Below are 22,621 nucleotides of genomic sequence, written 5' to 3'. Positions count from 1 at the left end.
GGTCACTCTGGGTTGTCCGCGAGCGATCTCGCCGCCCGGGCGCAGTGGGCGAGCGCCGCCCGCGCGTACGCGGGCGAGGCGCCCGCGAGCCCGCAGGTGGGGGTGACGACCACGGACTCGGCGAGAGTCCCCGGATTCAGCCCCAGCCTGCGCCACAGCGTCCTGACACCCATGACGCTACCGCCCGGGTCGGACAATGCCGTGTCGGTGGACGGCACCACACCGGCGAAGAGCTTGGTGCCGGCCTCCACGGCCTCGCCGAGGGGCTCCTCGTCACGTTCGGTGAGCAGCCCGAAGTCGAACGAGACGCCGGCGACTCCGGCGCGCCGCAGCAGCGCGAAGGGCACGCCGGGGGCGCAGGAGTGGACGACGACGGGCCCGTCGTGGGCGGCGATCACGTCCCGCAGGGCGGACTCGACGACCTGCCGGTCGACGGCCCGGTGGGTGCGGTAGCCGGAGGCCGTACGGATCTGCCCGAGCAGGACGGCGGTCAGCGAGGGCTCGTCGAGCTGGAGCACGATCCGGGCGCCGGGGACGCGCCTGGCGACGTCGGCGAGGTGCTCGCGCAGGCCCTCGGCGAGGGAGGCGGCGAGGTCGCGGCAGGCGCCGGCGTCGGCCAGGGCGGCCTCTCCGCCGCGGAGTTCGAGGGCGGCGGCCAGGGTCCACGGCCCGACGGCCTGGACCTTGAGGGGGCCCTCATAGCCCTGGGTGAACTCCTCCAGGGCGTCGAGGTCCTCGCCGAGCCAGGAGCGGGCGCGGCGGGTGTCGCGGCCGGGCCGGTCGCTGATCCGCCAGCCGCTGGGCTCCACGTGCGCGTACAGGTCGACGAGCAGCCCGAGGGTGCGGCCGATCATGTCGGCGCCGGGGCCGCGGGCGGGGAGTTCGGCGAGGAAGGGGAAGTCCTCGAAGGACCCGGTGACGGTCTTGGCGGCCTCGCGGGCGTCGCCGCCGGGCAGGGAGCCGACGCCGGTGGCGGGGCCCCACAGCTTGGTCTCGCTCACGTGCCGGCCCTACCGTCCCGGACGGACCGTCAGGTCGTTGACCTCGGCGTCGCGCGGGAGGTCGAGGGCCATCACGATGGTGGTCGCCACGGACTCGGGGTCGATCCACTTCCCGGGGTCGTACTCCTTGCCCTCCTGCTGGTGCACCTTGGCCTGCATGGGGCTGGCGGTGCGGCCGGGGTAGACGGAGGTGACCCGGACGCCGTGGGCGTGCTCCTCGTGGCGCAGGGAGTCGGCGAGGGCCTTCAGGCCGTGCTTGGAGGCGGCGTACGCGCCCCACTCCGCGTGCGCGTTCAGCCCGGCGCCGGAGTTGACGAAGACGACGTGGCCCTGGGTGAGGCGGAGCTGCGGCAGGAAGTGCCGGGTGAGCTCGGCGGGGGCGACCAGGTTGACGTTCAGCTGGTGGTGCCAGGACTTGGGCGTCAGCTCCCCCACCGCGCCGAGGTCCACGACGCCGGCGATGTGCAGCAGCGAGTCGACCCGGTCGGGCAGGCTCTGGTGCGAGAACGCCCAGGAGAGCCGGTCCGGGTCCGCCAGGTCCCCGACGAGGGTGCGGGCGCCGGGGAACTCGGCCGCCAGCTCCTTCGCGCGCCCCGCGTCGCGCGCGTGCAGCACGAGTTCGTCCCCGCGCGCGTGCAGCCGGCGCGCGACGGCGGCGCCGATGCCGGACCCGGCCCCGGTGATCACATGAGTAGCCATGGTCACCATGGTCCCATCAGCGGGCGGCGATCTCGCCCTCCAGGTACGCCAGCGCCGTCGCCCCGTCCTCGGCGAAGAAGGCCAGCTCGGCGAGGGGCCGGGGGAGGAAGCCCTCGTCCTCCATGCGCTGGAACTGGGTCTTGAGGCCGTCGTAGAAGCCGGCGGTGTTGAGGACGACGACGGGCTTGGTGTGCCGGGCGTGCTTCTTCAGCTCCAGGATCTCGGTGGCCTCGTCGAGGGTGCCGGTGCCGCCGACCATGACGACGATCGCGTCGGACTTGGCGAGGAGGAGCGCCTTCCGCTCGGCGAGGTCCTCGGTGACGGTCATCTCGTCGGCGTTCGCACGGGCCTTGGCGGCGAGGAAGTCGACGGAGACGCCGACGAGCCGGCCTCCGGCCTCCTGGACGCCGTCCGCGACGACCTTCATCAGGCCGGTGTCGGAGCCGCCCCAGACGAGGGTGTGGCCGGCCTTGCCGAGGAGGCCGGCGAACTCCCGGGCGGGGGCGGTGTAGCGCTCGTCGAGGTCGGCGGCGGAGAGGAAGACGCAGATGTTCATGCCGCCACCGTATGCCGTGACCTGCGGGTTCCGAGATTCTTCGGGAAATCCCGGGCGACGGCGATGAGTTCCGGTGAGCCCGCCGGTCTGCCCTGCCATGGACGAGGTGAAGACGGTCGTGTCACGGGACGGGACGCCGATCGCGTACGCGCGGTACGGGACGGGGGCCGCGGACGGGCCCGCGGTGGTGCTGGTGGGCGGGGGCCCGGGCACGGAGGCGGCGGAGGCGCCGCTCGCGCGGCTGCTGGCCCGGAGCTGCCCCGTGTACGTGTACGACCGCCGGGAGGACGCGGCCGGCTGCCCGGTCGAGCGGGAGGTCGAGGACCTGGCGGCGGTCCTCGCGGCGGCGGGTCCCCGGGCGGCGGTGCACGGCAGCGGGTCGGGCGGTGCGCTGGCGCTGGCGGCCGCGGCGGCCGGGCTGCCGGTGGCGGCGGTGTCGGTCTTCGAGCCGCCGTACGACGCCACGCTCGGGCCGCTGCCGGAGGTCCACGCGCGCGTACTGGTGGTCGACGGGGGCGCGAGCCCGGCGCCGGTGCGGCGGGCGGCCCGGGAGCTGTCGGCGCGGCTGCCGCGGGCCCGGCACCGGACGCTGACGGGCCAGACCCACGAGGTGGCGCCGCACGTGCTGGCGCCGGTCCTCGCGGAGTTCGTGGCGGAGGCCGCGGAGGCGTCCGACGGCCTGTGAGCGGGGCGCCTCGTCAGGCGGGCGCGGCGGCCGTGCGACGTACCGTCGTGGCGATGGTCGCCGAGCCGACCACGCGGGTGCCGTCGTAGAGGACGATCGCCTGGCCGGGGGCGACGCCGCGGACGGGCTCGTCGAAGGTGACCTTCAGTTCGCCGTCCTCCAGGGCGGCGCTGACCTCGGTCTCGCCGCCGTGGGCGCGGAGCTGGGCGGTGTAGCGGCCGGGGCCCTCGGGGGCGGTGCCGCACCAGCGGGGCTTGATCGCGGTGAGGGCGGTGACGTCGAGGGACGCGGCGGGGCCGACGGTGACCGTGTTGTTCACGGGCGAGATGTCCAGGACGTAGCGGGGCTTGCCGTCGGCGGCCGGGTGGCCGATCCGGAGGCCCTTGCGCTGGCCGATGGTGAAGCCGTACGCGCCCTCGTGGGTGCCGAGCTTGGCGCCGGACTCGTCGACGATGTCGCCCTCCGCCCTGCCCAGGCGGGCGGCGAGGAAGCCCTGGGTGTCGCCGTCGGCGATGAAGCAGATGTCGTGGCTGTCGGGCTTCTTGGCGACGGCGAGGCCGCGCCGCTCGGCCTCGGCCCGGATCTCGTCCTTGGTGGTGAGGGTGTCGCCGAGCGGGAACATGGCGTGGGCGAGCTGCTGCTCGTCGAGGACGCCGAGCACGTACGACTGGTCCTTGGCCATGTCGGAGGCGCGGTGGAGCTCGCGGCTGCCGTCCTCGTTCAGCACCACGGTGGCGTAGTGGCCGGTGCAGACCGCGTCGAAGCCGAGGGCGAGCGCCTTGTCGAGCAGGGCCGCGAACTTGATCTTCTCGTTGCAGCGCAGGCACGGGTTGGGCGTGCGGCCGGCCTCGTACTCGGCGACGAAGTCGTCGACGACGTCGGCGCGGAAGCGCTCGGCGAGGTCCCAGACGTAGAAGGGGATGCCGATGACGTCGGCGGCCCGGCGCGCGTCCCGGGAGTCCTCGATGGTGCAGCAGCCGCGGGCTCCGGTGCGGAAGGACTGCGGGTTCGCGGAGAGCGCGAGGTGCACTCCGGTGACGTCGTGGCCGGCCTCGACGGCTCGGGCGGCGGCGACGGCGGAGTCCACTCCGCCGGACATGGCGGCGAGGACGCGGAGGGGGCGCGGAGTCTCAGTCATAGCCCTACCAGGGTACGGGGCGGCGGGAACCGCGCGGGCGGGACCGGCGTTCTGGGGAGCATGGGGAGCGAGAACGGCAAGAAGCGGGGGGTCGGCCGGCGGGCCGTGCTGCTCGGCGGCGGCGCGGCCGTGGTGGGCACGGCGGTGCTGGCGCGCGAGGAGCTGGCGCGGGCCTGGTGGCGGCTGCCGGGCATGGAGAAGCCGCGGACGGACGGGGAGCTGGACCACGAGGCGGCCGAGTGGACGGCGGCGCACCAGGCGAACTGGCGGCGGGCGGACCGCCCGGACGACTACCGGATCGACCGGGTGGTGATCCACGTGGTGCAGGGCTCGTACGCGACGGCGCTGAAGGTGTTCCGCAATCCGCTGCACGGGGCGGCCGCCCACTACGTGGTCCGCAAGGACGGGCATGTGGCGCAGATGATCCGGGAGCTCGACGTGGCCTTCCACGCCGGGAACCGGGACATGAACGAGCGGAGCGTCGGCATCGAGCACGAGGGCTTCGTGGACCGTCCCGCGGACTTCACGGCGGAGATGTACGCGGGGTCGGCGCGGCTGGCGGCGGACATCTGCCGGCGGCACGGGATACCGGTGGACCGGGAGCACATCATCGGGCACGTGGAGGTCGAGGGCACCGACCACACCGATCCCGGCCCGCACTGGGACTGGGACCGGTATCTGACCCTGGTGCGGAAGGAGCTGACGAAGCTCCCGGCCCGGACTAGCTGAGGCCGGCGGTCCTGGCGCGTTCGACCGCCGGGCCGATGGCGTCGGCGACGGCGCGTACGTCGTCCTGGGTCGAGGTGTGGCCGAGGGAGAAGCGGAGGGTGCCGCGGGCCAGTTCGGGGTCGGTGCCGGTGGCGAGGAGGACGTGGCTGGGCTGGGCGATGCCGGCGGTGCAGGCGGAGCCGGTGGAGCAGGCGATGCCGGCGGCGTCGAGGAGCAGGAGCAGGGAGTCGCCCTCGCAGCCGGGGAAGGTGAAGTGGGCGTTGGCGGGGAGCCGGTCGAGCGGGTCGCCGCCGAGGATCGCGTCGGGGACGGCCGTGCGGACGGCGGTGACGAGGGCGTCGCGCAGGGCGCCGATCACGCGGGCGAAGCCCTCCTGCCCGTCGGTGGCGACGCGGGCGGCGGTGGCGAAGGCGGCGACGGCGGGGACGTCGAGGGTGCCGGAGCGGACGTGTCGCTCCTGGCCGCCGCCGTGCAGCACGGGGACGGGGGTGTGCTCGCGGCCGAGGAGCAGGGCGCCGATGCCGTAGGGGCCGCCGATCTTGTGGCCGGAGACGGTCATGGCGGCGAGCCCGGAGGCGCCGAAGTCGACCGGGAGCTGGCCGACGGCCTGGACGGCGTCGGCGTGCAGCGGGACGCCGAACTCGGCGGCGGCGTCGGCGAGCGCGCGGACCGGCATGACGGTGCCGATCTCGTTGTTCGCCCACATGACGGTGGCGAGGGCGACGGACTCCGGGTCGCGGGCGATCGCCTCGCGCAGCGCGTCGGGGTGGACCCGGCCGTGGGCGTCGACGGGGAGGTACTCCACCTCGGCGCCCTCGTGGCCGGCGAGCCAGTCGACGGCGTCGAGGACGGCGTGGTGCTCGACGGGGCTGGCGAGGACGCGGGTGCGGCGGGGGTCGGCGTCCCGGCGGGACCAGTAGAGGCCCTTCACCGCGAGGTTGTCGGCCTCGGTACCGCCGGAGGTGAACACCACCTCGCTGGGGCGGGCGCCGAGCGCGGCGGCGAGCGTCTCGCGGCCTTCCTCGACGGTCCGCCGGGCGCGCCGCCCGGCGGCGTGCAGGGACGAGGCGTTGCCCGTGACGGCGAGGTGGGCGGTCATCGCCTCGATCGCCTCGGGCAGCATGGGCGTGGTCGCGGCGTGGTCGAGGTAAGCCATGGTGGGTCGATTCTACGAGCCCGGTCAGGGCGCTCCTCGACGAGCCCGGGCCGGCCCCGGCGGCCGTACGGTCCGGGCCGTGCCGCCGGGACCGGCCGGTTCAGTCGCGCGGGGCGCGGGCGAGCTGGCGGGACTGGGCGACGAGCCGGCCGGCGCTGTCCCAGACCTCGGCGTCCTCCTCCAGGAAGCCGCCGGCGAGGTTGCGGGTGGTGATGGCGACCCGCAGCGGGCCGGGGGCGGGGCGGCAGCGGACGTGGGTGGTGAGCTCCACGGTCGGCGTCCAGCCCTTGAGGCCCAGCTCGAAGGAGGTCGGCGGCAGGGCGTCGACGGCGAGCAGCAGGGAGAGCGCGTCGGGCTCGCGGCCGTCGGCGAGGCCGAACCAGGCGCGCATCTCGCCCTTGCCCGAGGGGGCGCCGAGCGCCCAGCCGACGCAGGCGGGGTCGAGGCGGAGGTCGAGCCGGTCGGCGATGGCGGAGGAGCCGGGGATCGCCGGGGCGGGGTTGTCGGCGGCGCTGAAGCACTGCTCGATCGGAGCGAGGGCGGGCGGGGTCGCGCTGGTGCGGACGTCGTCCGGGAGCGCGCCGAGGTCGCCGTACGAGGCGAGGACGCGGATCCGCTCGACCTCGGTGCCGTCCTCGGCGTACTGGTAGAGCGAGGCGGTGCCGGTGGAGAGGGTCCGGCCGGTGCGGACGGTCTCGGTGCGGATGACCGCGGGGCCCGGCACCGACGGGGTGAGGTAGTGCGCCGAGATGGTGAAGGGGTCGGGGTGCGGCAGGTGCTCGCCGAGGGCGCGGCCGAGGAGGGCGAGGAGGTAGCCGCCGTTGACGGCGTGGATGATCGTCCAGCCGGCGGAGAGCTCGGCGTCGTAGACCCCGGGCTCGCGGAGGGTGACGGCGGTGTCCCGGTCGAACTCGCTGCGCGCCTCGGTCCGCGGGGCCGGGCTCGTCTCGGTACTCGTGCTCATGTCCCGAAGGTACAGCAGGAAATTACTGAGCGGTAGCTTTTTCGGGCTCCTCGCGGGCGGACGACCGGCGGTTCCAGGCGCGCGGCGCCCGCCAGTGGTAGCGCATGGCGAGCAGCCGCAGGAGGAAGGCGGTGAGCACCGCCGCGCCGCTGGTGTACGCGTTCAGCACGTCGAAGCGGATGCAGAGGACGACCATGGCGGCGCCGACGATCGCGGGGACGGCGTACAGGTCGCGGTCCCAGCGGAGCAGCGAGGGCACCTCGTTGGCGAGCACGTCGCGCAGCACACCGCCGCCGACGGCGGTGGCGAGGCCGAGCGCCGCCGAGGAGGTGAGGCCGAGCCCGTAGTCGTACGCCTTCGTCGTCCCGGTCACGCAGAAGAGACCGAGGCCGGCGGCGTCGAACACGTTCACCATCGTCTGGGTGCGCTCCACCTCGGGGTGGAGGAAGAAGACCAGGGCCGTGGCGACCAGCGGCATGAGGAAGTAGCCGAGGTCGGTGAAGGCGGCCGGGGGTACGGCTCCGATGATGAGGTCGCGGAGGAGACCGCCGCCGAGCGCGGTGACCTCGGCGAGCACGGCCATGCCGAAGACGTCGAAGTTCTTCCGGACGCCGAGGAGGGCGCCGGAGATGGCGAAGACGAAGATCCCGACGAGGTCGAGCGTGTGTTGGACCGACGGGCTGAACAGATCGTGAAGCACCGGCCAATTGTGCCGTGTGTACGGAAAGGGCCCGTCCGCCACACGGCGGACGGGCCCTTCCGGCTCCGCGCTACTTGCCCCCGGCCTTCCCGGAGGCGCCCCCGTCGCCCGGGGCCCCCTCGGCCGGCGCCTCGTCCTGGGCGGCCTCCTCCGACGGGTCCTCGTCCGAAGCGGTCGCCTCGGCCGGCGCCTCCTCCGTAGCGGCCTCGTCCGAAGCGGTCGCCTCGGCCGGCGCCTCCTCCGAAGCGGCCTCGTCCGAAGCGGTCGCCTCGGCCGCGCCCTCGGCCGAGGGCGTCGCCTCGGCCGGTGTCGCCTTCGAGGCGGTCTCCTCCGCCGGGGCCTTCGCCTGGGCCGGGATCGCCGTGGCGTCGGTCTCGCCCGCCGCGCGGAGTTCGCCCGAGCGGATCTCCTGGGTGAAGTGGCAGGCCACCTTGTGGCCGTCGCCCGCGTCCGTGAGCTCCGGCCGCTCCTCCGCGCACTTGGGCTGCGCCCACGGGCAGCGGGTGTGGAAGCGGCAGCCGGCCGGCGGGTTCGCCGGGGACGGCAGGTCGCCGCGGAGGAGGATCCGCTCGCGCCGCTCCTCGACCTCCGGGTCGGGCACCGGCACGGCGGACATGAGCGCCCGGGTGTACGGGTGCAGCGGCTCCTCGTACAGCGTGTCGCTCGGCGCCTCCTCCACCAGCGCGCCGAGGTACATCACGCCGATGACGTCCGAGATGTGCCGGACGACGGCCAGGTCGTGGGCGATGACCAGGTAGGTCAGGCCCATCGACTCCTGGAGCTCCTCCAGGAGGTTGATCACCTGCGCCTGGATGGAGACGTCCAGCGCGGAGACCGGCTCGTCGCAGATGATGAGGTCCGGCTCCAGGACCAGCGCGCGGGCGATGCCGATGCGCTGGCGCTGGCCGCCGGAGAACTCGTGCGGGTAGCGGGAGAGCGCGTTGGCGGGCAGGCCCACCTTGGCGAGGATCTCCCGGATCTTCTCCCGCCGCTCCTCCTGGTTCGCGCCGATCCCGTGCGCGGCCATGCCCTCGCTGAGGATCGACTCGATGTTCTGGCGCGGGTTGAGGCTGCCCAGCGGGTCCTGGAAGACCATCTGGAGCCGGCGGCGGAAGGAGCGCAGCTCCTTCTCCGGCAGCTTGGCCACGTCGGTGCCGTCGAGGACGACGGAGCCGTCGGTGACGTCCACGAGCCGCAGCACGGCCCGTCCGAGCGTGGTCTTGCCGCAGCCCGACTCGCCGACCAGGCCGTACGTCTGGCCCGCCTCGACCTTGAGCGAGATGCCGTCCACGGCGTAGACGTGGCCGACCGTGCGGTCGAAGAGGATGCCCTTCTTGACGGGGAAGTGGACCTTCACGCCGTCGAGTTCGAGCAGGCTCATGCCGGTACCTCCGTCGTGGCGAGGACCGGGTTCGCGCAGCGGGCGCGGTGGCCGGCCGCGCGCGGTTCGGTCAGTTCGGGCGTGCCGGTGAGGCACTCCATCTCGTACCGGTCGCAGCGCGGGGCGAAGGCGCAGCCGTCGGCCCAGGCGATCTGGTCGTTGATGGACCCGCGGATCGGGTGGAGCGGCTCGCCGCGGGGGGCGTCGAGCCGGGGGATGGAGCCGAGCAGGCCGTGGGTGTACGGGTGCGTCGGGTGGGCGAACAGCTCGCGCCGGGCGGCCGATTCGACGACCTTGCCCGCGTAGAGGACGTTCACCTGGTCGCAGAGGCCGGCGACGACACCCAGGTCGTGGGTGATCATCAGCAGCGCGGTGCCCTCCTGGTCGACCAGTTCCTTGAGGAGTTCGAGGATCTGGGCCTGGATGGTGACGTCGAGCGCGGTGGTCGGCTCGTCGGCGATGAGCAGGCGGGGGGCGCAGGCCACCGCCATGGCGATGAGCGCGCGCTGCCGCATGCCGCCGGAGAGCTGGTGCGGGAACTCCTTGAGCCGCCGGGTGGGGTCGGGGATGCCGACCCGGTCGAGCAGGTGGGCGGCCTCCTTGCGGGCGGCCTCGCCCTTCAGCCCGCGGTGGCGCTGGAGGATCTCGGTGACCTGGACGCCGATGGGGACGACCGGGTTCAGCGAGGACAGCGGGTCCTGGAAGATCATCGCCATGTCGCGTCCGCGCAGGTCGCGCATCTTCGACGGGGAGAGCGACAGCAGTTCCGTGCCGTCGAGGTCGGCCCGGCCGCCGAGGGTGACGCCCTTGGCGGGCAGCAGCCCCATGAGGGCGAGCGAGGTCACGGACTTGCCGCAGCCCGACTCGCCGACGAGGCCGACGACCTGGCCCTGGTCGACGCTGAACGAGACGCCGTTGACCGCCCGGACGTCCTTGCGGCCGCGGCCGCCGAAGGTGACGGTGAGTTCGTCCACGGTGAGCAGTGGCATGTCAGCCTCGCAGCTTCGGGTCGAGGGCTTCGCGCATGGCCTCGCCGAGCAGGGTGAAGCCGAGGGCGGTGATGACGATGCCGACCGCCGGGTACATGGACATCATCGGCTCGTTGTCGAAGAACCGCTGGGCCGCGGAGAGCATGACGCCCCACTCGGGCACCGCGGGGTCGGGGTTGCCGAGTCCGAGGTAGGAGAGGGCGGCGGCCTCGATGATGGCGGTGGCGAGGCTGAGCGTCGCCTGGACGATCACCGGGCTCAGCGAGTTCGGCAGGATCTGGGTGAAGACGATCCGCCGCTTGCGGATGCCCAGCGAGCGGGCGGCGAGGACGTAGTCGCTGCCGCCCTGGGCGAGCATCGAGCCGCGCAGGAGCCGGGTGAAGACCGGGATCTGCACCACGCCGACGGCGATCATCACGGTGGTGAGCGACTGGCCCAGCACGGCGGCGACGGAGACGGCGAGGAGCAGCGACGGCAGGGCGAGCAGGATGTCGGTGACGCGCATGATCGCGTCGTCGATCCGCCGTCCGGCCTTCCCGCCGAGGGTGGCCGCGGCGCCCGAGACGATGCCGACGAGGGCGCCGATCAGCAGGCCGATGAGCATGGAGACGACGCCGACGAGCAGCGTCTGGCGGGCGCCCACGAGCATCCGGGAGAACAGGTCGCGGCCGAGGTGGTCCAGGCCGAACCAGTTCTCGGCGCGGGCGCCGACGAACTCGCCGCGGTTGGCGAAGACCTCGCCGCGCCAGGTCTGCTCGGTGGGGCTGTAGGGGGCGATCCAGGGGCCGATGATCGCGAGCACGACGAAGCCGGCGATGATCGCGCCGCCGATGAGCGCCATCTTGCTGTTGCGCAGCCGGCGCATCGCCTCGCGCCACAGGCTGGCGCCGCTGGCGGTCTCGGTCTTCGCCGTGAGCTGGGCGAGCCGGTCGATCTTGGAGGCAGTGTTGGTCAGACTCATCAGTGCACCCGCACCCTCGGGTCGATGACGCTGTACGCGAGGTCGACGAGCATGTTGATCACCACGTAGATCATGGCGATGAACATGATGAAGCCGACGAGCACCGGGTAGTCGCGGGCGTCGATGGCGGTCCGGATGAAGGAGCCGATGCCGCCGAAGGTGAAGACGGACTCGGTGAGCACCGCGCCGGAGAGCAGGCTGCCGGTGAGCAGGCCGATGGCGGTGACGACGGGGAGCAGCGCGTTGCGCAGCACGTGGCGGACGCGGACGACCCGGCGCTCCAGGCCCTTGGACTCGGCGGTGCGGATGTAGTCCTCGCCGAGCACCTCCAGGACGCTGGCGCGGGTCATGCGGACGATGACCGCGAGCGGGATGGTGGCCAGGGCGATGCCGGGCAGCACCAGGTGCATGAGGGCGTCCCAGGCGGCGTCGAACTCGCCGGTCAGCACGCCGTCGAGGACGGCGAAGCCGGTGACGCTGGTGGCGTCGATGCCGGTGGACTGGCGGCCGAAGGTGCCGAAGATCTCGCCGAAGGCGCCCTTGAGCAGCTGTGCCAGGAAGAAGACCGGGATGCAGATGCCGACGAGGGAGCCGGAGACGGAGGCCACGTCGATCCAGCCGCCGCGCTTGCGGGCGGCGAGGTAGCCGAGCGGGATGCCCACGACGGTGGCGATGAGCATGGCCGCGAGGCTGAGTTCGACCGTGGCGGGGAAGCGCAGCACGAACTCGTCCCAGACGGGCTGTCCGGTCTGCACCGAGGTGCCGAGGTCGAGGTCGAGGAGCCGCTTGAGGAAGCGTCCGTACTGGACGTAGATCGGCTGGTCGAGGCCCAGCGCGCGGTTGATGCGCGCCACATCGGCTTCGGTCGCCCGCTCGCCCAGGATCGCTGAGGCGGGTCCGCCGGGCAGTCGGTTCAGCCAGATGAAGAGCAGAACCGACAGGCCGAGCAGGGTGGGTATGAGCTGGAGAAGTCGTCGTACGACGAGTCGCAACACCCCGCGTGCCCCTTTCTTGCGTATGGAGGGTGGATGCGCGGACGCCCGGTCACGGGAGGAACGCGTGACCGGGCGGACCGCTTACGGGTGTGTTACTTGAAGGAGACCTCGGCGAAGTTCTCCTGCGTCAGCGGGGAGACCTTCGGCGGGACCACGTTCTTGCCGAACGCGATGGCCGGCGGGGAGGAGGTCAGCGGGAGACCCGGCAGGTACTCCATGATCGCCTCGTTGGCGGCCTTGTAGAGGTCCGTGCGCTTGGTCGGGTCGCCCTGGAGCGAGCCGGCCTTCACCGCGTTGAAGACCTTGTCGTTCTTGAAGCCCCACTGCTTGTCGTACCCGGCGAACCAGGTGCCGATGAAGTTGTAGCCGTCGTTGAAGTCACCGGTCCAGCCGAGCATGTGGAGGGCGCAGCCGCCCTTCTCCACCGCGTCGACGTAGTCCGGGTTCCACTTCTTCGGCTTGGGGTTGACCTTGATGCCGGCCTTCTCCAGGTCGGCCTTGACCAGCTCGAAGATGTCCTGCGGGGCAGGCATGTACGGGCGGGTGACCTCGGTCGGGTAGCAGAAGTCGACCGACAGGCCGCTCGCGCCGGCGCCGGCGAGGAGCGACTTGGCCTTGGCGGTGTCGAAGGCGTACTTCTTCACGTTCTCCGAGTAGCCGGCGACGGTGTCGGGCATGAACTGGGTCGCGACCTTGCCGCCCTCGGGCAGCTGGGTCTTGACGATGTTCTCGCGGTCGACGGCGTGCGCGATGGCCTGGCGGACCTCGGGCTTCTTCAGCGCCGGGTTGGCCTCCTGCGTCATACCGAGGTAGAGCAGGTTGAAGACGTCACGGGTCGGGACCTGGAAGCCGGCGCCCTCGAGGGTCTTGATGTCGGCGGGCGCGACCAGGTCGTAGCCGTCGATGTCACCGGCCTGGAGCGCCTGGCGGCGGCCCTCCTCGGTGTCGATCGTGCGGAAGACCAGGTTCTTGACCTTGGCCTTCTCACCCCAGTAGTCGTCGAAGCGCTCCAGGGCGACTTCCTTGTTGCCCTTGTTCCACTTCGTGATCTTGTACGGGCCGGTGCCGGCGACCGTGCCGGCCTCCTGGCTGTACTTGGGGTACGTGATGGCGTCGCCGGCCTCGGTGACCTGCTGCTTCGCGTACTCCTGGAGCGCCTTCGGCGAGTGGATCGCGAGGGCCTGGAGGGAGAAGCCGCCGGGGAGGTTGGCGGAGGGCTCGAAGACCTCGATGACGGCGGTGGCGTCGTCCTTGACCGTGCAGGACTTGTAGTTCGCCTTGGGCGTCTCCTTGTCCTCGTTGGCCTTGAAGCCGCCCATGATGGTCTGCCAGTAGTACGAGACCGCGCTCGACTGGTAGGTGCCCTTCCAGTTGAACCAGTAGTCGTAGTTGGCGCAGACCGCCTTCGCGTCGAAGGTCTCGCCGTCGTGGAACTTCACGCCCTTGCGGAGGTTGAAGGTCCAGACGGTGCCCTCGGGGTTGCTCGACCACTTCTCGGCGAGCCCGCCGATGAGCTTGCTGCCACCGGACTCGTGCTCCAGGAGCGCCTCGAACGCCTGACGGGTGACCCGGAAGGTCTCGCCGTCGGAGGCGAGGGCCGGGTCGAGGGAGGCCGGGTCGCCGGGGGCGCCGAACACGAAGGTGTCCTTGGCTCCGGACTTGTTCTCGTCCTTGTCCCGGTCGCTCGCGCAGCCCGTGGCGATGAGGCCGACCGTGATGGCCGCCGTCAGAGCCCGGGTCGACCGGGAATTGAGTATGCGCATGGGTCCACCCCTGGGTCGCCATGTGTGGTCTTGACCGGCCGAACGCTACTGGCGAGTGACGGCGCAGAGAACAGTCCGCATAGCGGTGATACCAACCTGAGACCCGGACACTCACCAAATCGGGCGGTTGCCGGACATCGACGGCCGGAGCGGCTTCAAGTGGACGCAAAACCCCGCCCTGGCAAGGCATTTCGGCCAGGGCGGGGTAACGGGTGCGAAGGGGGCGTCAGCGGTGCTGCGCCGGCGGGTAGCCGTATCCCGGACGGTGGGATCCCGCATGCTGGGACGGGGTGCCGTGCGCCTCGCGGTCGTAGAAGGGCCGCGCGTGGGCCCGCAGCCAGAGCGCGACCGGGTCGTACGCGTCGGAGAGCGCGACCGTCGAGACGGGCAGCCCCTCGGGCACGGCGTTGATCGACTGGCGCATCATCGCGCGCACCTCGTCCACGGTCGCCGCCGAACCGTCGTACAGATCGAGGCCGATGACCAGGTACGGGGTCCCGAGCGCGGGCTGCACCCAGCCGCGGCGGAGCGAGCGGACGGCCGGGGTCCGGTGCGCGTTCTGGGTCAGCTGGGCGTAGAAGTGCGGGATCTCCAGGGCGGGTTCGGAGACCCGGAGGGGCCCGGCGGGCATCCGGTCGAGGCCGGTGGCGATCCGCCGCAGATCGGCCCACGGGATGCCGACGCCGCCGCCGGGCGCGTGCGGGTTGAGCCAGACGCCCCAGCGCTCGGGGTAGAGGGCCCGGGCGATCTCACGGCCGGTGACGCGCTCGTGGGCGCGGTGCCAGCCGGAGGCGGCGAGTTCGCCGGCGGAGGTGACGCAGGGCGCGTACCCGAGGCCGTCGACCTCCATGTTGCCGTACTGGGCCTCCGGCGAGCCCGGGCTGCCCTGCCACAGCAGCATGTACAGCTCGCCGTCGGCCAGGGCGTGCAGCAGCCCCTCGTACGCGTCGTAGCGTCCGGGCGCCACCTGGCGCAGCATGTGCTCGACCTGTCCGGTCGTGGCGCCCCCTGACGCGCTCACCCTGGGTCCCGCCCCTCTGTCCTCTGTGTCGTACGGCTCGGTTCGGTGGATCGGTGTCGGTCGGTCCAGCTTAGACAGGACCGGAGGTCACCCGGTGGCGCGCTGGTAGAAGGGGCGCACCCGTTCCAGCATCCAGTCGCCGACCGGGTCGGCGGCCATGTCGAGCAGGATCAGGTTGACCGGCCAGGCGACCTCGACGCGGCCGAGGGCGCGGCCGAGGGCGTCCAGCGGGGCGTTGCGGTCGACGCCGTCCCAGCCGGTGAGCTGGACGCCGACGAAGAGGGCCGGTTCGGTGCCCTCGACGCTGGCGAGGGTGCGGCGGGCGGTGGCGACGACGCCGGTGGCGTCGAACTCGGCGGCGGCCGCGGCGAGGAAGTCGACCGGGTCGTCCTGCCAGTCGGGCTCGAAGAGCCGGACCCGGCCTCCGGACGCGGGCCCGTCGAGGGCGGTGCGCCCGACCCGGCAGAGCTCGGCGACGGCGGGCGGGGGCAGCGGGACGCCGACGACGCCGCCGGGGTTCACCGCGATGCCGAGCTGCGGGGGCAGCCCGCGGGCGAAGTCACGGGCGGGGGCGACGGTGAAGGACATGTGGTCGCCGACGCAGGCGAGGAACTGCTCCTGCGAGCTGTAGACGGGGACGTAGGCGGCGCCGCCGATCTCCATCGTGGCGAGGTCCAGGCTGGGGCTGTCGGGGCCGCCGCCGTTGGGCAGCGGGACCCAGACCTGGCTGCGGCCGAGCACCTCGATGAGCCGGCCTCCGGCCGCGGGCTCCCCGAGCGCGGCGGCCAGCGCCTCCTCCAGCTCGTTGCCCGGCCACGTCACGTCCACGGTGGTTCCGTCCCCTTCTCGTACGGCCCTGGTCCCGGCCGTCCCGCAGCACCCTAACGCCGCCCCGCCCCGGCCGTGACCAGAACCCGCCTCCGGGACGGGCGTCAGGCGGTGTCGCGGAAGCCGATGCGGCGCAGCACGGTCGCCGCGTCCCGGTCGAGGAGGGTGGCGGAGGCGCAGCCGCGGGGCAGCCGGCCCGCCTCGACGGCGGCGACGAGCCGGCCGACGGCCCTGCGGTGCCGGGCGAAGGCGTACGCGGACACCCCCCGGCCCCGCTCGCGCTGGCCGTCCCGGGCGGTGGCCGGATCGACGTCGAGGAGGACCAGGTGGAGGGCGCGGCCGCGGCGGGCGGCGGAGCGGGCCAGCCAGCCGCGGACCCAGGACTGGGTGCCGCAGTCGTGGACGACGACCCCGGCGCCGGAGCGCAGGGCCCGCCGGAGCCCGGCGTAGTGGGCGATCCGGACCAGCGGGCGGTAGAGCGCGTACGGCAGGAGGCGGGGCATCCGGGCCTCCCAGCGCTCGCGGGCGTCCTGCGAGTCGACGCCGCGGCCCTCGGCGGTCCGCCGCAGCAGCGTGGACTTGCCGCTGCCGGGCAGTCCGGAGACGACCACGACGTCGCCGGCGGCGAAGGTCAGGGCGCGCGGGCCGCGCCCGCCCCGGTCGCGCAGGTCCCGCACGACGCGCCCGCGGGCGCGGGTCCGGGCGCGGGCCCGCTGGGCCGGTATGGCTGCTTCGCCGGCGAAGACGCCGGTGTGCTGGATCCTCATCGCTGCTCCCCCTGTCGGGCCCCGGGAGACGTACCGGGTGACCTCACGGAGACCCTTGCCCACGAAGTGTAAAGAAACGGTAATCCGAGACAAGCGATTTGCGGCGCCGACACCGTATGCGAGGATGTGCGCGCCAGGCGCGCGCAGCGCCCACAACCGCATACCGGCCGCTCGAATCCGCGCGGGAGAGTTCCGGACCGGCCCTGGGGCCGTCCGGGCGCCGAAGGAGCAAGTCCCTCCCTTGAATCTCTCAGGCCCCGTACCGCGTGGATGAGGCAGATCTGAAAAGCGGGACACCCGTCGTGTCCCCACCCAAGGTGCAAGCCGGGGATGCCCCCGGTGAACCTCTCAGGTTCCATGACAGATGGGGAGGAACGTCCTTGCCTGTCATGTTTTCCGCCTTCGGGACCCGGGAGCCACGTCCATCATGAGCACCACCCCCCGCCTGACCGCCCTCGATGCCCTGCATCGTTCGCTGGGCGCGACCATGACCGACTTCGCCGGCTGGGACATGCCGCTGCGGTACGGCAGCGAGCGCGACGAGCACAACGCCGTCCGCACCCGGGCCGGCCTCTTCGACCTCTCCCACATGGGCGAGATCACCGTGACCGGCCCGCAGGCCGTCGACCTGCTCGACTACGCCCTGGTCGGCAACATCTCCACGGTGGGCAACGGCCGCGCCCGCTACACGATGATCTGCCAGGAGGACGGCGGGATCCTCGACGACCTGATCGTCTACCGCCTCGGCGAGACCGAGTACATGGTGGTGGCGAACGCCTCCAACGCCCAGGTCGTCCTGGACGCCCTGGTGGCCCGTGCCGGGGGCTTCGACGCCGAGGTCCGCGACGACCGCGACGCGTACGCCCTGCTCGCCGTGCAGGGCCCCGAGTCCCCCGGCATCCTCAAGCAGCTCACCGACGCCGACCTGGACGGCCTGAAGTACTACGCGGGCCTCCCCGGCACCGTCGCCGGCGTCCCGGCGCTGATCGCCCGGACCGGCTACACCGGCGAGGACGGCTTCGAGCTCTTCCTGAAGCCGGAGCACGCCGAGGGCGTCTGGAAGGCCCTGACCGAGGCGGGCGCGGGCGTCGGCCTGATCCCGTGCGGCCTGTCCTGCCGCGACACGCTCCGCCTGGAGGCGGGCATGCCGCTGTACGGGCACGAGCTCACCACCTCGCTCACCCCCTTCGACGCCGGTCTCGGCCGGGTCGTGAAGTTCGAGAAGCCGGGCGACTTCGTCGGCCGCAAGGCCCTGGAGGCCGCCGCCGAGCGCGCCGAGACCGCCCCGCCGCGCAAGCTGGTCGGCCTGATCGCCGAGGGCCGCCGCGTCCCGCGCGCCGGCATGCAGGTCGTCTTCGGCGGCGAGGCCGTCGGCGAGATCACCTCCGGCGCCCCCTCCCCCACGCTCGGCGTGCCGATCGCGATGGCGTACGTCGACGCGGCGCACGCGGCCCCCGGGACCGAGGGCGTGGGCGTGGACATCCGCGGCACCCACGAGCCCTACAAGGTCGTGGCGCTGCCGTTCTACAAGCGCCAGAAGTGACGCATTCGTCTCACGACACGTCTCACCCCGCAAGACCCCCGTACATCCGCACTCCCCCGATCCAGGAGAATCAGGCCATGAGCAACCCCCAGCAGCTTCGCTACAGCAAGGAGCACGAGTGGCTGTCGGCCGTCGAGGACGGCGTCGCCACGGTCGGCATCACCGAGCACGCGGCCAACGCCCTCGGTGACATCGTGTTCGTCCAGCTCCCCGAGGTCGGCTCCACCGTGACCGCGACCGAGGAGTGCGGCGAGCTGGAGTCGACCAAGTCCGTGAGCGAGCTGTACTCCCCGGTGACCGGCGAGGTCGTCGAGGCGAACCAGGACGTCGTGGACGACCCGTCGCTGGTGAACTCCGCTCCGTTCGAGGGCGGCTGGCTGTTCAAGGTGCGCCTCACGGCCGAGCAGGACGACCTGCTCACCGCCGACGAGTACACCGCCTTCACCGCAGGCTGACCGAGACCCCGTAGGGATCGCTTCATGTCGCTTCTGAACACTCCCCTCCACGAGCTGGACCCCGACGTCGCCGCCACCGTCGACGCCGAGCTCCGCCGTCAGCAGTCCACCCTCGAGATGATCGCCTCGGAGAACTTCGCTCCGGTCGCGGTCATGGAGGCCCAGGGCTCCGTCCTCACCAACAAGTACGCCGAGGGCTACCCGGGCCGCCGCTACTACGGCGGCTGCGAGCACGTCGACGTGGCCGAGCAGATCGCGATCGACCGGATCAAGGACCTGTTCGGCGCCGAGTACGCCAACGTGCAGCCGCACTCCGGCGCCTCCGCCAACCAGGCCGCGCTCTTCGCGATGGCCCAGCCGGGCGACACGATCCTCGGCCTGGACCTGGCGCACGGCGGTCACCTGACCCACGGCATGCGCCTGAACTTCTCGGGCAAGCAGTTCAACGTGGTCGCGTACCACGTGGACGAGGCCGGCCTGGTCGACATGGCCGAGGTCGAGCGCCTGGCCAAGGAGCACCGCCCGAAGGTGATCATCGCCGGCTGGTCGGCGTACCCGCGTCAGCTGGACTTCGCGGAGTTCCGCCGGATCGCCGACGAGGTCGAGGCGTACCTGTGGGTCGACATGGCCCACTTCGCCGGCCTGGTCGCGGCCGGTCTGCACCCGAACCCGGTCGCGTACGCGGACGTGGTGACCTCCACCACGCACAAGACGCTCGGCGGCCCGCGCGGCGGCGTCATCCTGGCGAAGAAGGAGTTCGCGAAGAAGCTGAACTCCTCGGTCTTCCCCGGCTTCCAGGGCGGCCCGCTGGAGCACGTGATCGCGGCCAAGGCGGTCTCCTTCAAGGTCGCGGCCTCGGAGGAGTTCAAGGAGCGCCAGCAGCGCACCCTGGACGGCGCCCGGATCCTGGCCGAGCGCCTGGTCCAGGACGACGTCACGGCGCACGGCGTCTCGGTCCTCTCCGGCGGCACCGACGTGCACCTGGTCCTGGTGGACCTGCGGAACTCGGAGCTCGACGGCCAGCAGGCCGAGGACCGGCTCCACGAGGTCGGCATCACGGTCAACCGGAACGCCGTCCCGAACGACCCGCGCCCGCCGATGGTCACCTCCGGCCTGCGCATCGGCACGCCGGCCCTCGCCACCCGCGGCTTCGGGGCCGAGGACTTCACCGAGGTCGCCGACATCATCGCCGAGGCCCTCAAGCCGGGCTACGACGAGGACAAGGCCGCGGCGCTGAAGGCCCGCGTGACGGCGCTGGCCGACAAGCACCCGCTGTACCCCGGCCTGAAGTAATTTCGTACGATTTAGTTCCGAGCCTGTTCGTACGGAACACCTGGGGCACCGCGCACACTGGACGGTGAGCGCGGTGCCCCGCCCCATGCTCAGCGTTTCTGCACCACCCCGGCAGACAACGACGTCTAGCCCCCACAAGGAGTCCTTCCGTGGCCATCTCGGTCTTCGACCTGTTCTCGATCGGCATCGGCCCGTCGAGCTCCCACACGGTGGGCCCCATGCGCGCGGCCCGGATGTTCGCCCGCCGGCTGAAGAACGAGGGCCTCCTGGCGCGGACGGCCTCGGTCCGGGCCGAGCTGTACGGCTCGCTGGGCGCGACCGGCCACGGCCACGGGACCCCGAAGGCGGTCCTCCTCGGCCTGGAAGGGAACTCGCCGCGCACGGTCGACGTGGAGAGCGCCGACGACGAGTTCGAGCGGATCAAGGCGAGCGGGCGGATCAACCTGCTCGGCGCCCACGAGATCCCGTTCTCCTTCGACGACGACCTCGTCCTGCACCGCCGCAAGGCGCTGCCCTACCACGCCAACGGCATGACGGTCTTCGCGTACGACGCCGAGGGCGGGCTCGTCCTGGAGAAGACGTACTACTCGGTCGGCGGCGGCTTCGTCGTCGACGAGGACGCGGTGGCGGGCGAGAACCCGATCATCCCGGACGACACCGTCCTGAAGTACCCCTTCCGCACCGGCGACGAGCTGCTCCGCCTCACCAAGGAGACCGGCCTGTCGATCTCCTCGCTGATGCTGGAGAACGAGAAGGCGTGGCGGACCGAGGAGGAGATCCGCGCGGGGCTCCTGGAGATCTGGCGGGTCATGCAGTCCTGCGTCTCGCGCGGCATGTCCCGCGAGGGCATCCTCCCCGGCGGCCTGAAGGTCCGCCGCCGCGCCGCGACCTCCGCCCGCAAGCTGCGCTCCGAGGGCGACCCGGCGGCGCACGCGATGGAGTGGATCACGCTCTACGCCATGGCGGTGAACGAGGAGAACGCGGCGGGCGGCCGGGTGGTCACCGCCCCGACCAACGGCGCGGCCGGCATCATCCCCGCCGTCCTGCACTACTACATGAACTTCGTCCCGGGCGCCGACGAGGACGGCATCGTCCGCTTCCTCCTGGCGGCGGGCGCGGTCGGCATGCTCTTCAAGGAGAACGCCTCGATCTCCGGCGCCGAGGTCGGCTGCCAGGGCGAGGTCGGCTCGGCCTGCTCGATGGCGGCGGGCGCCCTCGCCGAGGTCCTGGGCGGCTCCCCCGAGCAGGTGGAGAACGCGGCCGAGATCGGCATGGAGCACAACCTGGGCCTGACCTGCGACCCGGTCGGCGGCCTGGTCCAGATCCCCTGCATCGAGCGGAACGGCATGGCGGCGGTCAAGGCCGTGACGGCGGCGAAGATGTCGATGCGCGGCGACGGCAGCCACCTGGTCTCCCTCGACAAGGTCATCAAGACCATGAAGGAGACCGGCGCGGACATGAGCGTCAAGTACAAGGAGACCGCCCGCGGCGGCCTCGCGGTGAACATCATCGAGTGCTGAGCACGCGCGCGCGTACGTGACGCACGGCCGGTCCCGCCCCCGCGGGACCGGCCTTCGCGCGTGCGGGTCAGTAGCGGACCCAGAGGACGTAGACGTCCGGGCGGCTGGGGTGGAAGGGCTCGCAGAAGTAGATCTTGCCCCACATCCACTCGCCCGCCTGGCCGGCCGCCTGGCACTCCGCGTACGAGGCGTGGTGGCTGCGCGGATAGAAGCCGGGACCGGCGGCCTCGGCGGTGCCGGCGGCGCCGAGGGCGAGGGCCCCGGCGGTGGCCGCGGTGGCGAGGGCGGCGGCGACGCGACGGAACATGGCATGTCCTCCTGAAATGAACGATGCGATGCGTTACGGGATGGTGCCGTGCGTTTCGTGCCGGCTGCGCAGCCGGGACGAAACGTATCGGCCGCCCCCGTCACGGGCAATAGGTCTAGGCCAATCCCCGGACGTATGGCCGGATTCCGGGCAGACGGCCGGAATCGAGCGGTCAGGAGCGGATCCAGTGCGGGTCCGGCACCACCGTGAGGAGGGCGGAGAGGGCCACGATCACCGCGAGGGCGGTGAGCTCGATCCGGGCCGGGGGGCGGGCGTCGGCGCCGGACATCAGGCGGGAGCGGGCCATCAGGGCCAGCAGGCTGGCGCCGCCGAAGAGGGCGAGCTTCACGAGCAGGACCCTGCCGTACGCGGTCCCCAGCACGACGTCCAGCGGCAGCCGGCGCAGCGTGGAGACGGTGCCGGTGACGGCCAGGGCGGCGTAGACGAAGGCGGCCATCCGGGCGTACCGGAGCAGCACCTCGCGGCCGCCGCCGCGCAGCCGCAGCACCCGGAGGACGTACAGCAGGGAGCCGGTCCAGAGCGAGGCGGCGGTGAGGTGGACGACGGTGAGTCCGGCGCCGACGCCGAAGCCGGCGCTCTCGGGGTGGGCGCGCAGCGCCTCGGCGACGATCGCGGCGGCGAGCGGGAGGGCGGCGAGGCCGGGGCGCCGGGAGGCGGCGCAGACCGCGGCGAGCAGACAGGCGTTGGCGGTGACCAGCAGCAGCCGGCCCTCGCGGAGCCCGTAGACGACGGGGAGGCTCAGCCCGCTGACGGCGGCGAGGAGGAGCAGGAGGGCGGCGGAGGCGGCCGCGGCGAGCAGGGCGCCGGGGGCAGCCAGGCGGCGCGGCAGGGGGCCGTCGCCGGCCAGCCGGGTGCCGGCGAGTTCGCCGACGGCGAGGGCCAGTCCGGCGAGGAGGAGGATCCGGAGCAGGGTGGTGGTGCCGGCCGCGGGTATCCGCAGTTCACCGGTGCCTGTCCGGGCGAGGCCGGCGCCCAGGAGGGCGACGGCGAGGACGCCGAGGACGGCGGCGGCGGCGAGCACCGCGGCGCCTCGACGGCTCGGGGTGCCGAGGGGTCCGGGAAGCGTCACCGGACGATCGTCACCGAGCCCGGGACGGGCGGCAACTCAGGGTGAACGCCGCCCGGTCCCGGTCCCGGAGCAGGTCAGGC

Annotated in this window: 23 protein-coding genes and 2 riboswitches; of the genes, 6 read left to right on the top strand and 17 right to left on the bottom strand. The window is 72.7% G+C overall.

Annotated features, from left to right (window positions below):
• Positions 1 to 2: 2 nt before the first annotated feature.
• From ABFY03_RS26315 to ABFY03_RS26305, 3 genes are read right to left on the bottom strand one after another with little or no spacing between them, the layout of a single operon-like run.
• A complete protein-coding gene (locus ABFY03_RS26315) occupies positions 3 to 1,001 on the bottom strand; it encodes a methionine synthase (protein ID WP_346170978.1) in 999 nt (332 codons plus the stop codon).
• A 9-nt stretch (positions 1,002 to 1,010) separates the two neighbouring features.
• Positions 1,011 to 1,709, bottom strand: a complete 699-nt coding sequence (locus ABFY03_RS26310) for an SDR family oxidoreductase (protein WP_319011799.1) — start codon at positions 1,707 to 1,709, stop codon at positions 1,011 to 1,013.
• A 7-nt stretch (positions 1,710 to 1,716) separates the two neighbouring features.
• Positions 1,717 to 2,256, bottom strand: coding sequence for an LOG family protein (locus ABFY03_RS26305; RefSeq protein WP_319011800.1), 540 nt, complete (start codon positions 2,254 to 2,256; stop codon positions 1,717 to 1,719).
• A gap of 97 nt (positions 2,257 to 2,353) precedes the next feature.
• Here ABFY03_RS26305 and ABFY03_RS26300 point away from each other — a divergent pair, with 97 nt between their 5' ends.
• Positions 2,354 to 2,941: an alpha/beta fold hydrolase gene (locus tag ABFY03_RS26300; RefSeq protein WP_319011833.1), complete on the top strand. Its 588-nt coding sequence runs from the start codon at positions 2,354 to 2,356 to the stop codon at positions 2,939 to 2,941.
• Positions 2,942 to 2,954: 13 nt separating this feature from the next.
• Here ABFY03_RS26300 and mnmA read toward each other — a convergent pair whose 3' ends face one another.
• Positions 2,955 to 4,079 carry a tRNA 2-thiouridine(34) synthase MnmA gene (mnmA, locus tag ABFY03_RS26295; RefSeq protein WP_319011801.1) on the bottom strand — a complete coding sequence of 375 codons (1,125 nt, stop codon included), beginning with the start codon at positions 4,077 to 4,079 and terminating at the stop codon, positions 2,955 to 2,957.
• A 60-nt stretch (positions 4,080 to 4,139) separates the two neighbouring features.
• Here mnmA and ABFY03_RS26290 point away from each other — a divergent pair, with 60 nt between their 5' ends.
• Entirely contained in the window at positions 4,140 to 4,808 is a 669-nt protein-coding gene (locus ABFY03_RS26290; protein ID WP_319011802.1) for an N-acetylmuramoyl-L-alanine amidase, read from the top strand.
• Here ABFY03_RS26290 and ABFY03_RS26285 read toward each other — a convergent pair.
• From ABFY03_RS26285 to ABFY03_RS26235, 11 genes are all read right to left on the bottom strand, one after another.
• The gene (locus ABFY03_RS26285) at positions 4,801 to 5,964 is read right to left on the bottom strand and encodes a cysteine desulfurase family protein (protein WP_346170977.1); all 1,164 of its coding nucleotides are present in this window, start codon (positions 5,962 to 5,964) and stop codon (positions 4,801 to 4,803) included. The genes ABFY03_RS26290 and ABFY03_RS26285 overlap by 8 nt on opposite strands.
• Positions 5,965 to 6,064: 100 nt before the next feature.
• The gene (locus ABFY03_RS26280) at positions 6,065 to 6,928 is read right to left on the bottom strand and encodes a thioesterase family protein (RefSeq protein WP_319011804.1); all 864 of its coding nucleotides are present in this window, start codon (positions 6,926 to 6,928) and stop codon (positions 6,065 to 6,067) included.
• Between the two features lie 22 nt (positions 6,929 to 6,950).
• Positions 6,951 to 7,628 carry a trimeric intracellular cation channel family protein gene (locus tag ABFY03_RS26275; RefSeq protein ID WP_319011805.1) on the bottom strand — a complete coding sequence of 226 codons (678 nt, stop codon included), beginning with the start codon at positions 7,626 to 7,628 and terminating at the stop codon, positions 6,951 to 6,953.
• Positions 7,629 to 7,698: 70 nt separating this feature from the next.
• Complete coding sequence (locus ABFY03_RS26270; protein WP_346170976.1) at positions 7,699 to 9,009, bottom strand: oligopeptide/dipeptide ABC transporter ATP-binding protein; 1,311 nt, start codon at positions 9,007 to 9,009, stop codon at positions 7,699 to 7,701.
• Complete coding sequence (locus ABFY03_RS26265; protein ID WP_319011807.1) at positions 9,006 to 9,998, bottom strand: ABC transporter ATP-binding protein; 993 nt, start codon at positions 9,996 to 9,998, stop codon at positions 9,006 to 9,008. Before ABFY03_RS26265 ends, ABFY03_RS26270 begins: the two co-directional genes overlap by 4 nt.
• A 1-nt stretch (position 9,999) precedes the next feature.
• The gene (locus ABFY03_RS26260) at positions 10,000 to 10,959 is read right to left on the bottom strand and encodes an ABC transporter permease (RefSeq protein ID WP_319011808.1); all 960 of its coding nucleotides are present in this window, start codon (positions 10,957 to 10,959) and stop codon (positions 10,000 to 10,002) included.
• Positions 10,959 to 11,954: an ABC transporter permease gene (locus tag ABFY03_RS26255; protein ID WP_346170975.1), complete on the bottom strand. Its 996-nt coding sequence runs from the start codon at positions 11,952 to 11,954 to the stop codon at positions 10,959 to 10,961. The genes ABFY03_RS26260 and ABFY03_RS26255 overlap by 1 nt, the downstream gene beginning before the upstream one ends.
• Before the next feature lie 92 nt (positions 11,955 to 12,046).
• Positions 12,047 to 13,717: an ABC transporter substrate-binding protein gene (locus ABFY03_RS26250; RefSeq protein ID WP_319011810.1), complete on the bottom strand. Its 1,671-nt coding sequence runs from the start codon at positions 13,715 to 13,717 to the stop codon at positions 12,047 to 12,049.
• A gap of 226 nt (positions 13,718 to 13,943) precedes the next feature.
• A complete protein-coding gene (locus ABFY03_RS26245; protein ID WP_319011811.1) occupies positions 13,944 to 14,738 on the bottom strand; it encodes an enhanced serine sensitivity protein SseB C-terminal domain-containing protein in 795 nt (264 codons plus the stop codon).
• Between the two features lie 87 nt (positions 14,739 to 14,825).
• Complete coding sequence (locus tag ABFY03_RS26240) at positions 14,826 to 15,566, bottom strand: enhanced serine sensitivity protein SseB (RefSeq protein ID WP_319011812.1); 741 nt, start codon at positions 15,564 to 15,566, stop codon at positions 14,826 to 14,828.
• A gap of 104 nt (positions 15,567 to 15,670) precedes the next feature.
• Positions 15,671 to 16,333, bottom strand: coding sequence for an AAA family ATPase (locus ABFY03_RS26235; RefSeq protein WP_319011813.1), 663 nt, complete (start codon positions 16,331 to 16,333; stop codon positions 15,671 to 15,673).
• Between the two features lie 172 nt (positions 16,334 to 16,505).
• A riboswitch (glycine riboswitch) is annotated at positions 16,506 to 16,608 on the top strand.
• Between the two features lies 1 nt (position 16,609).
• A riboswitch (glycine riboswitch) is annotated at positions 16,610 to 16,707 on the top strand.
• Positions 16,708 to 16,760: 53 nt separating this feature from the next.
• Between ABFY03_RS26235 and gcvT the strand changes: the two genes are divergently transcribed.
• The 4 genes from gcvT to ABFY03_RS26215 all read left to right on the top strand — a co-directional run bounded on the left by gcvT (position 16,761) and on the right by ABFY03_RS26215 (position 21,144).
• Complete coding sequence (gene gcvT, locus ABFY03_RS26230; RefSeq protein ID WP_319011814.1) at positions 16,761 to 17,876, top strand: glycine cleavage system aminomethyltransferase GcvT; 1,116 nt, start codon at positions 16,761 to 16,763, stop codon at positions 17,874 to 17,876.
• A 77-nt stretch (positions 17,877 to 17,953) separates the two neighbouring features.
• Complete coding sequence (gene gcvH, locus ABFY03_RS26225) at positions 17,954 to 18,331, top strand: glycine cleavage system protein GcvH (RefSeq protein ID WP_031010399.1); 378 nt, start codon at positions 17,954 to 17,956, stop codon at positions 18,329 to 18,331.
• 24 nt (positions 18,332 to 18,355) lie between these two features.
• Positions 18,356 to 19,624, top strand: a complete 1,269-nt coding sequence (gene glyA / locus ABFY03_RS26220; protein ID WP_319011815.1) for a serine hydroxymethyltransferase — start codon at positions 18,356 to 18,358, stop codon at positions 19,622 to 19,624.
• Between the two features lie 149 nt (positions 19,625 to 19,773).
• Entirely contained in the window at positions 19,774 to 21,144 is a 1,371-nt protein-coding gene (locus ABFY03_RS26215; protein ID WP_319011816.1) for an L-serine ammonia-lyase, read from the top strand.
• A gap of 67 nt (positions 21,145 to 21,211) precedes the next feature.
• Here ABFY03_RS26215 and ABFY03_RS26210 read toward each other — a convergent pair whose 3' ends face one another.
• Together ABFY03_RS26210 and ABFY03_RS26205 are read right to left on the bottom strand one after the other, a co-directional pair.
• Positions 21,212 to 21,451, bottom strand: a complete 240-nt coding sequence (locus ABFY03_RS26210) for a hypothetical protein (protein WP_319011817.1) — start codon at positions 21,449 to 21,451, stop codon at positions 21,212 to 21,214.
• A 172-nt stretch (positions 21,452 to 21,623) separates the two neighbouring features.
• Positions 21,624 to 22,541, bottom strand: coding sequence for a CopD family protein (locus tag ABFY03_RS26205; protein ID WP_346170974.1), 918 nt, complete (start codon positions 22,539 to 22,541; stop codon positions 21,624 to 21,626).
• Positions 22,542 to 22,621 lie beyond the last annotated feature (80 nt).

The organism is Streptomyces roseofulvus (assembly GCF_039534915.1).
Taxonomy (GTDB): Bacteria; Actinomycetota; Actinomycetes; order Streptomycetales; family Streptomycetaceae; genus Streptomyces; species Streptomyces roseofulvus.
Note: the sequence above shows the minus strand (reverse complement) of the source record. Positions and strands in the feature narration are given on the sequence as shown.

Bases quoted from the DNA above. Each gene is read 5' to 3' on its own strand.
- ABFY03_RS26280 (WP_319011804.1), bottom strand. From the start codon at position 6,928: ATGAGCACGAGTACCGAGACGAGCCCGGCCCCGCGGACCGAGGCGCGC.
- ABFY03_RS26260 (WP_319011808.1), bottom strand. From the start codon at position 10,959: ATGAGTCTGACCAACACTGCCTCCAAGATCGACCGGCTCGCCCAGCTC.
- ABFY03_RS26305 (WP_319011800.1), bottom strand. From the start codon at position 2,256: ATGAACATCTGCGTCTTCCTCTCCGCCGCCGACCTCGACGAGCGCTAC.
- ABFY03_RS26210 (WP_319011817.1), bottom strand. From the start codon at position 21,451: ATGTTCCGTCGCGTCGCCGCCGCCCTCGCCACCGCGGCCACCGCCGGG.
- ABFY03_RS26310 (WP_319011799.1), bottom strand. From the start codon at position 1,709: ATGGTGACCATGGCTACTCATGTGATCACCGGGGCCGGGTCCGGCATC.
- ABFY03_RS26300 (WP_319011833.1), top strand. From the start codon at position 2,354: ATGGACGAGGTGAAGACGGTCGTGTCACGGGACGGGACGCCGATCGCG.
- gcvT (WP_319011814.1), top strand. From the start codon at position 16,761: ATGAGCACCACCCCCCGCCTGACCGCCCTCGATGCCCTGCATCGTTCG.
- glyA (WP_319011815.1), top strand. From the start codon at position 18,356: ATGTCGCTTCTGAACACTCCCCTCCACGAGCTGGACCCCGACGTCGCC.
- mnmA (WP_319011801.1), bottom strand. From the start codon at position 4,079: ATGACTGAGACTCCGCGCCCCCTCCGCGTCCTCGCCGCCATGTCCGGC.
- ABFY03_RS26285 (WP_346170977.1), bottom strand. From the start codon at position 5,964: ATGGCTTACCTCGACCACGCCGCGACCACGCCCATGCTGCCCGAGGCG.
- ABFY03_RS26235 (WP_319011813.1), bottom strand. From the start codon at position 16,333: ATGAGGATCCAGCACACCGGCGTCTTCGCCGGCGAAGCAGCCATACCG.
- ABFY03_RS26265 (WP_319011807.1), bottom strand. From the start codon at position 9,998: ATGCCACTGCTCACCGTGGACGAACTCACCGTCACCTTCGGCGGCCGC.
- gcvH (WP_031010399.1), top strand. From the start codon at position 17,954: ATGAGCAACCCCCAGCAGCTTCGCTACAGCAAGGAGCACGAGTGGCTG.
- ABFY03_RS26250 (WP_319011810.1), bottom strand. From the start codon at position 13,717: ATGCGCATACTCAATTCCCGGTCGACCCGGGCTCTGACGGCGGCCATC.
- ABFY03_RS26290 (WP_319011802.1), top strand. From the start codon at position 4,140: ATGGGGAGCGAGAACGGCAAGAAGCGGGGGGTCGGCCGGCGGGCCGTG.
- ABFY03_RS26270 (WP_346170976.1), bottom strand. From the start codon at position 9,009: ATGAGCCTGCTCGAACTCGACGGCGTGAAGGTCCACTTCCCCGTCAAG.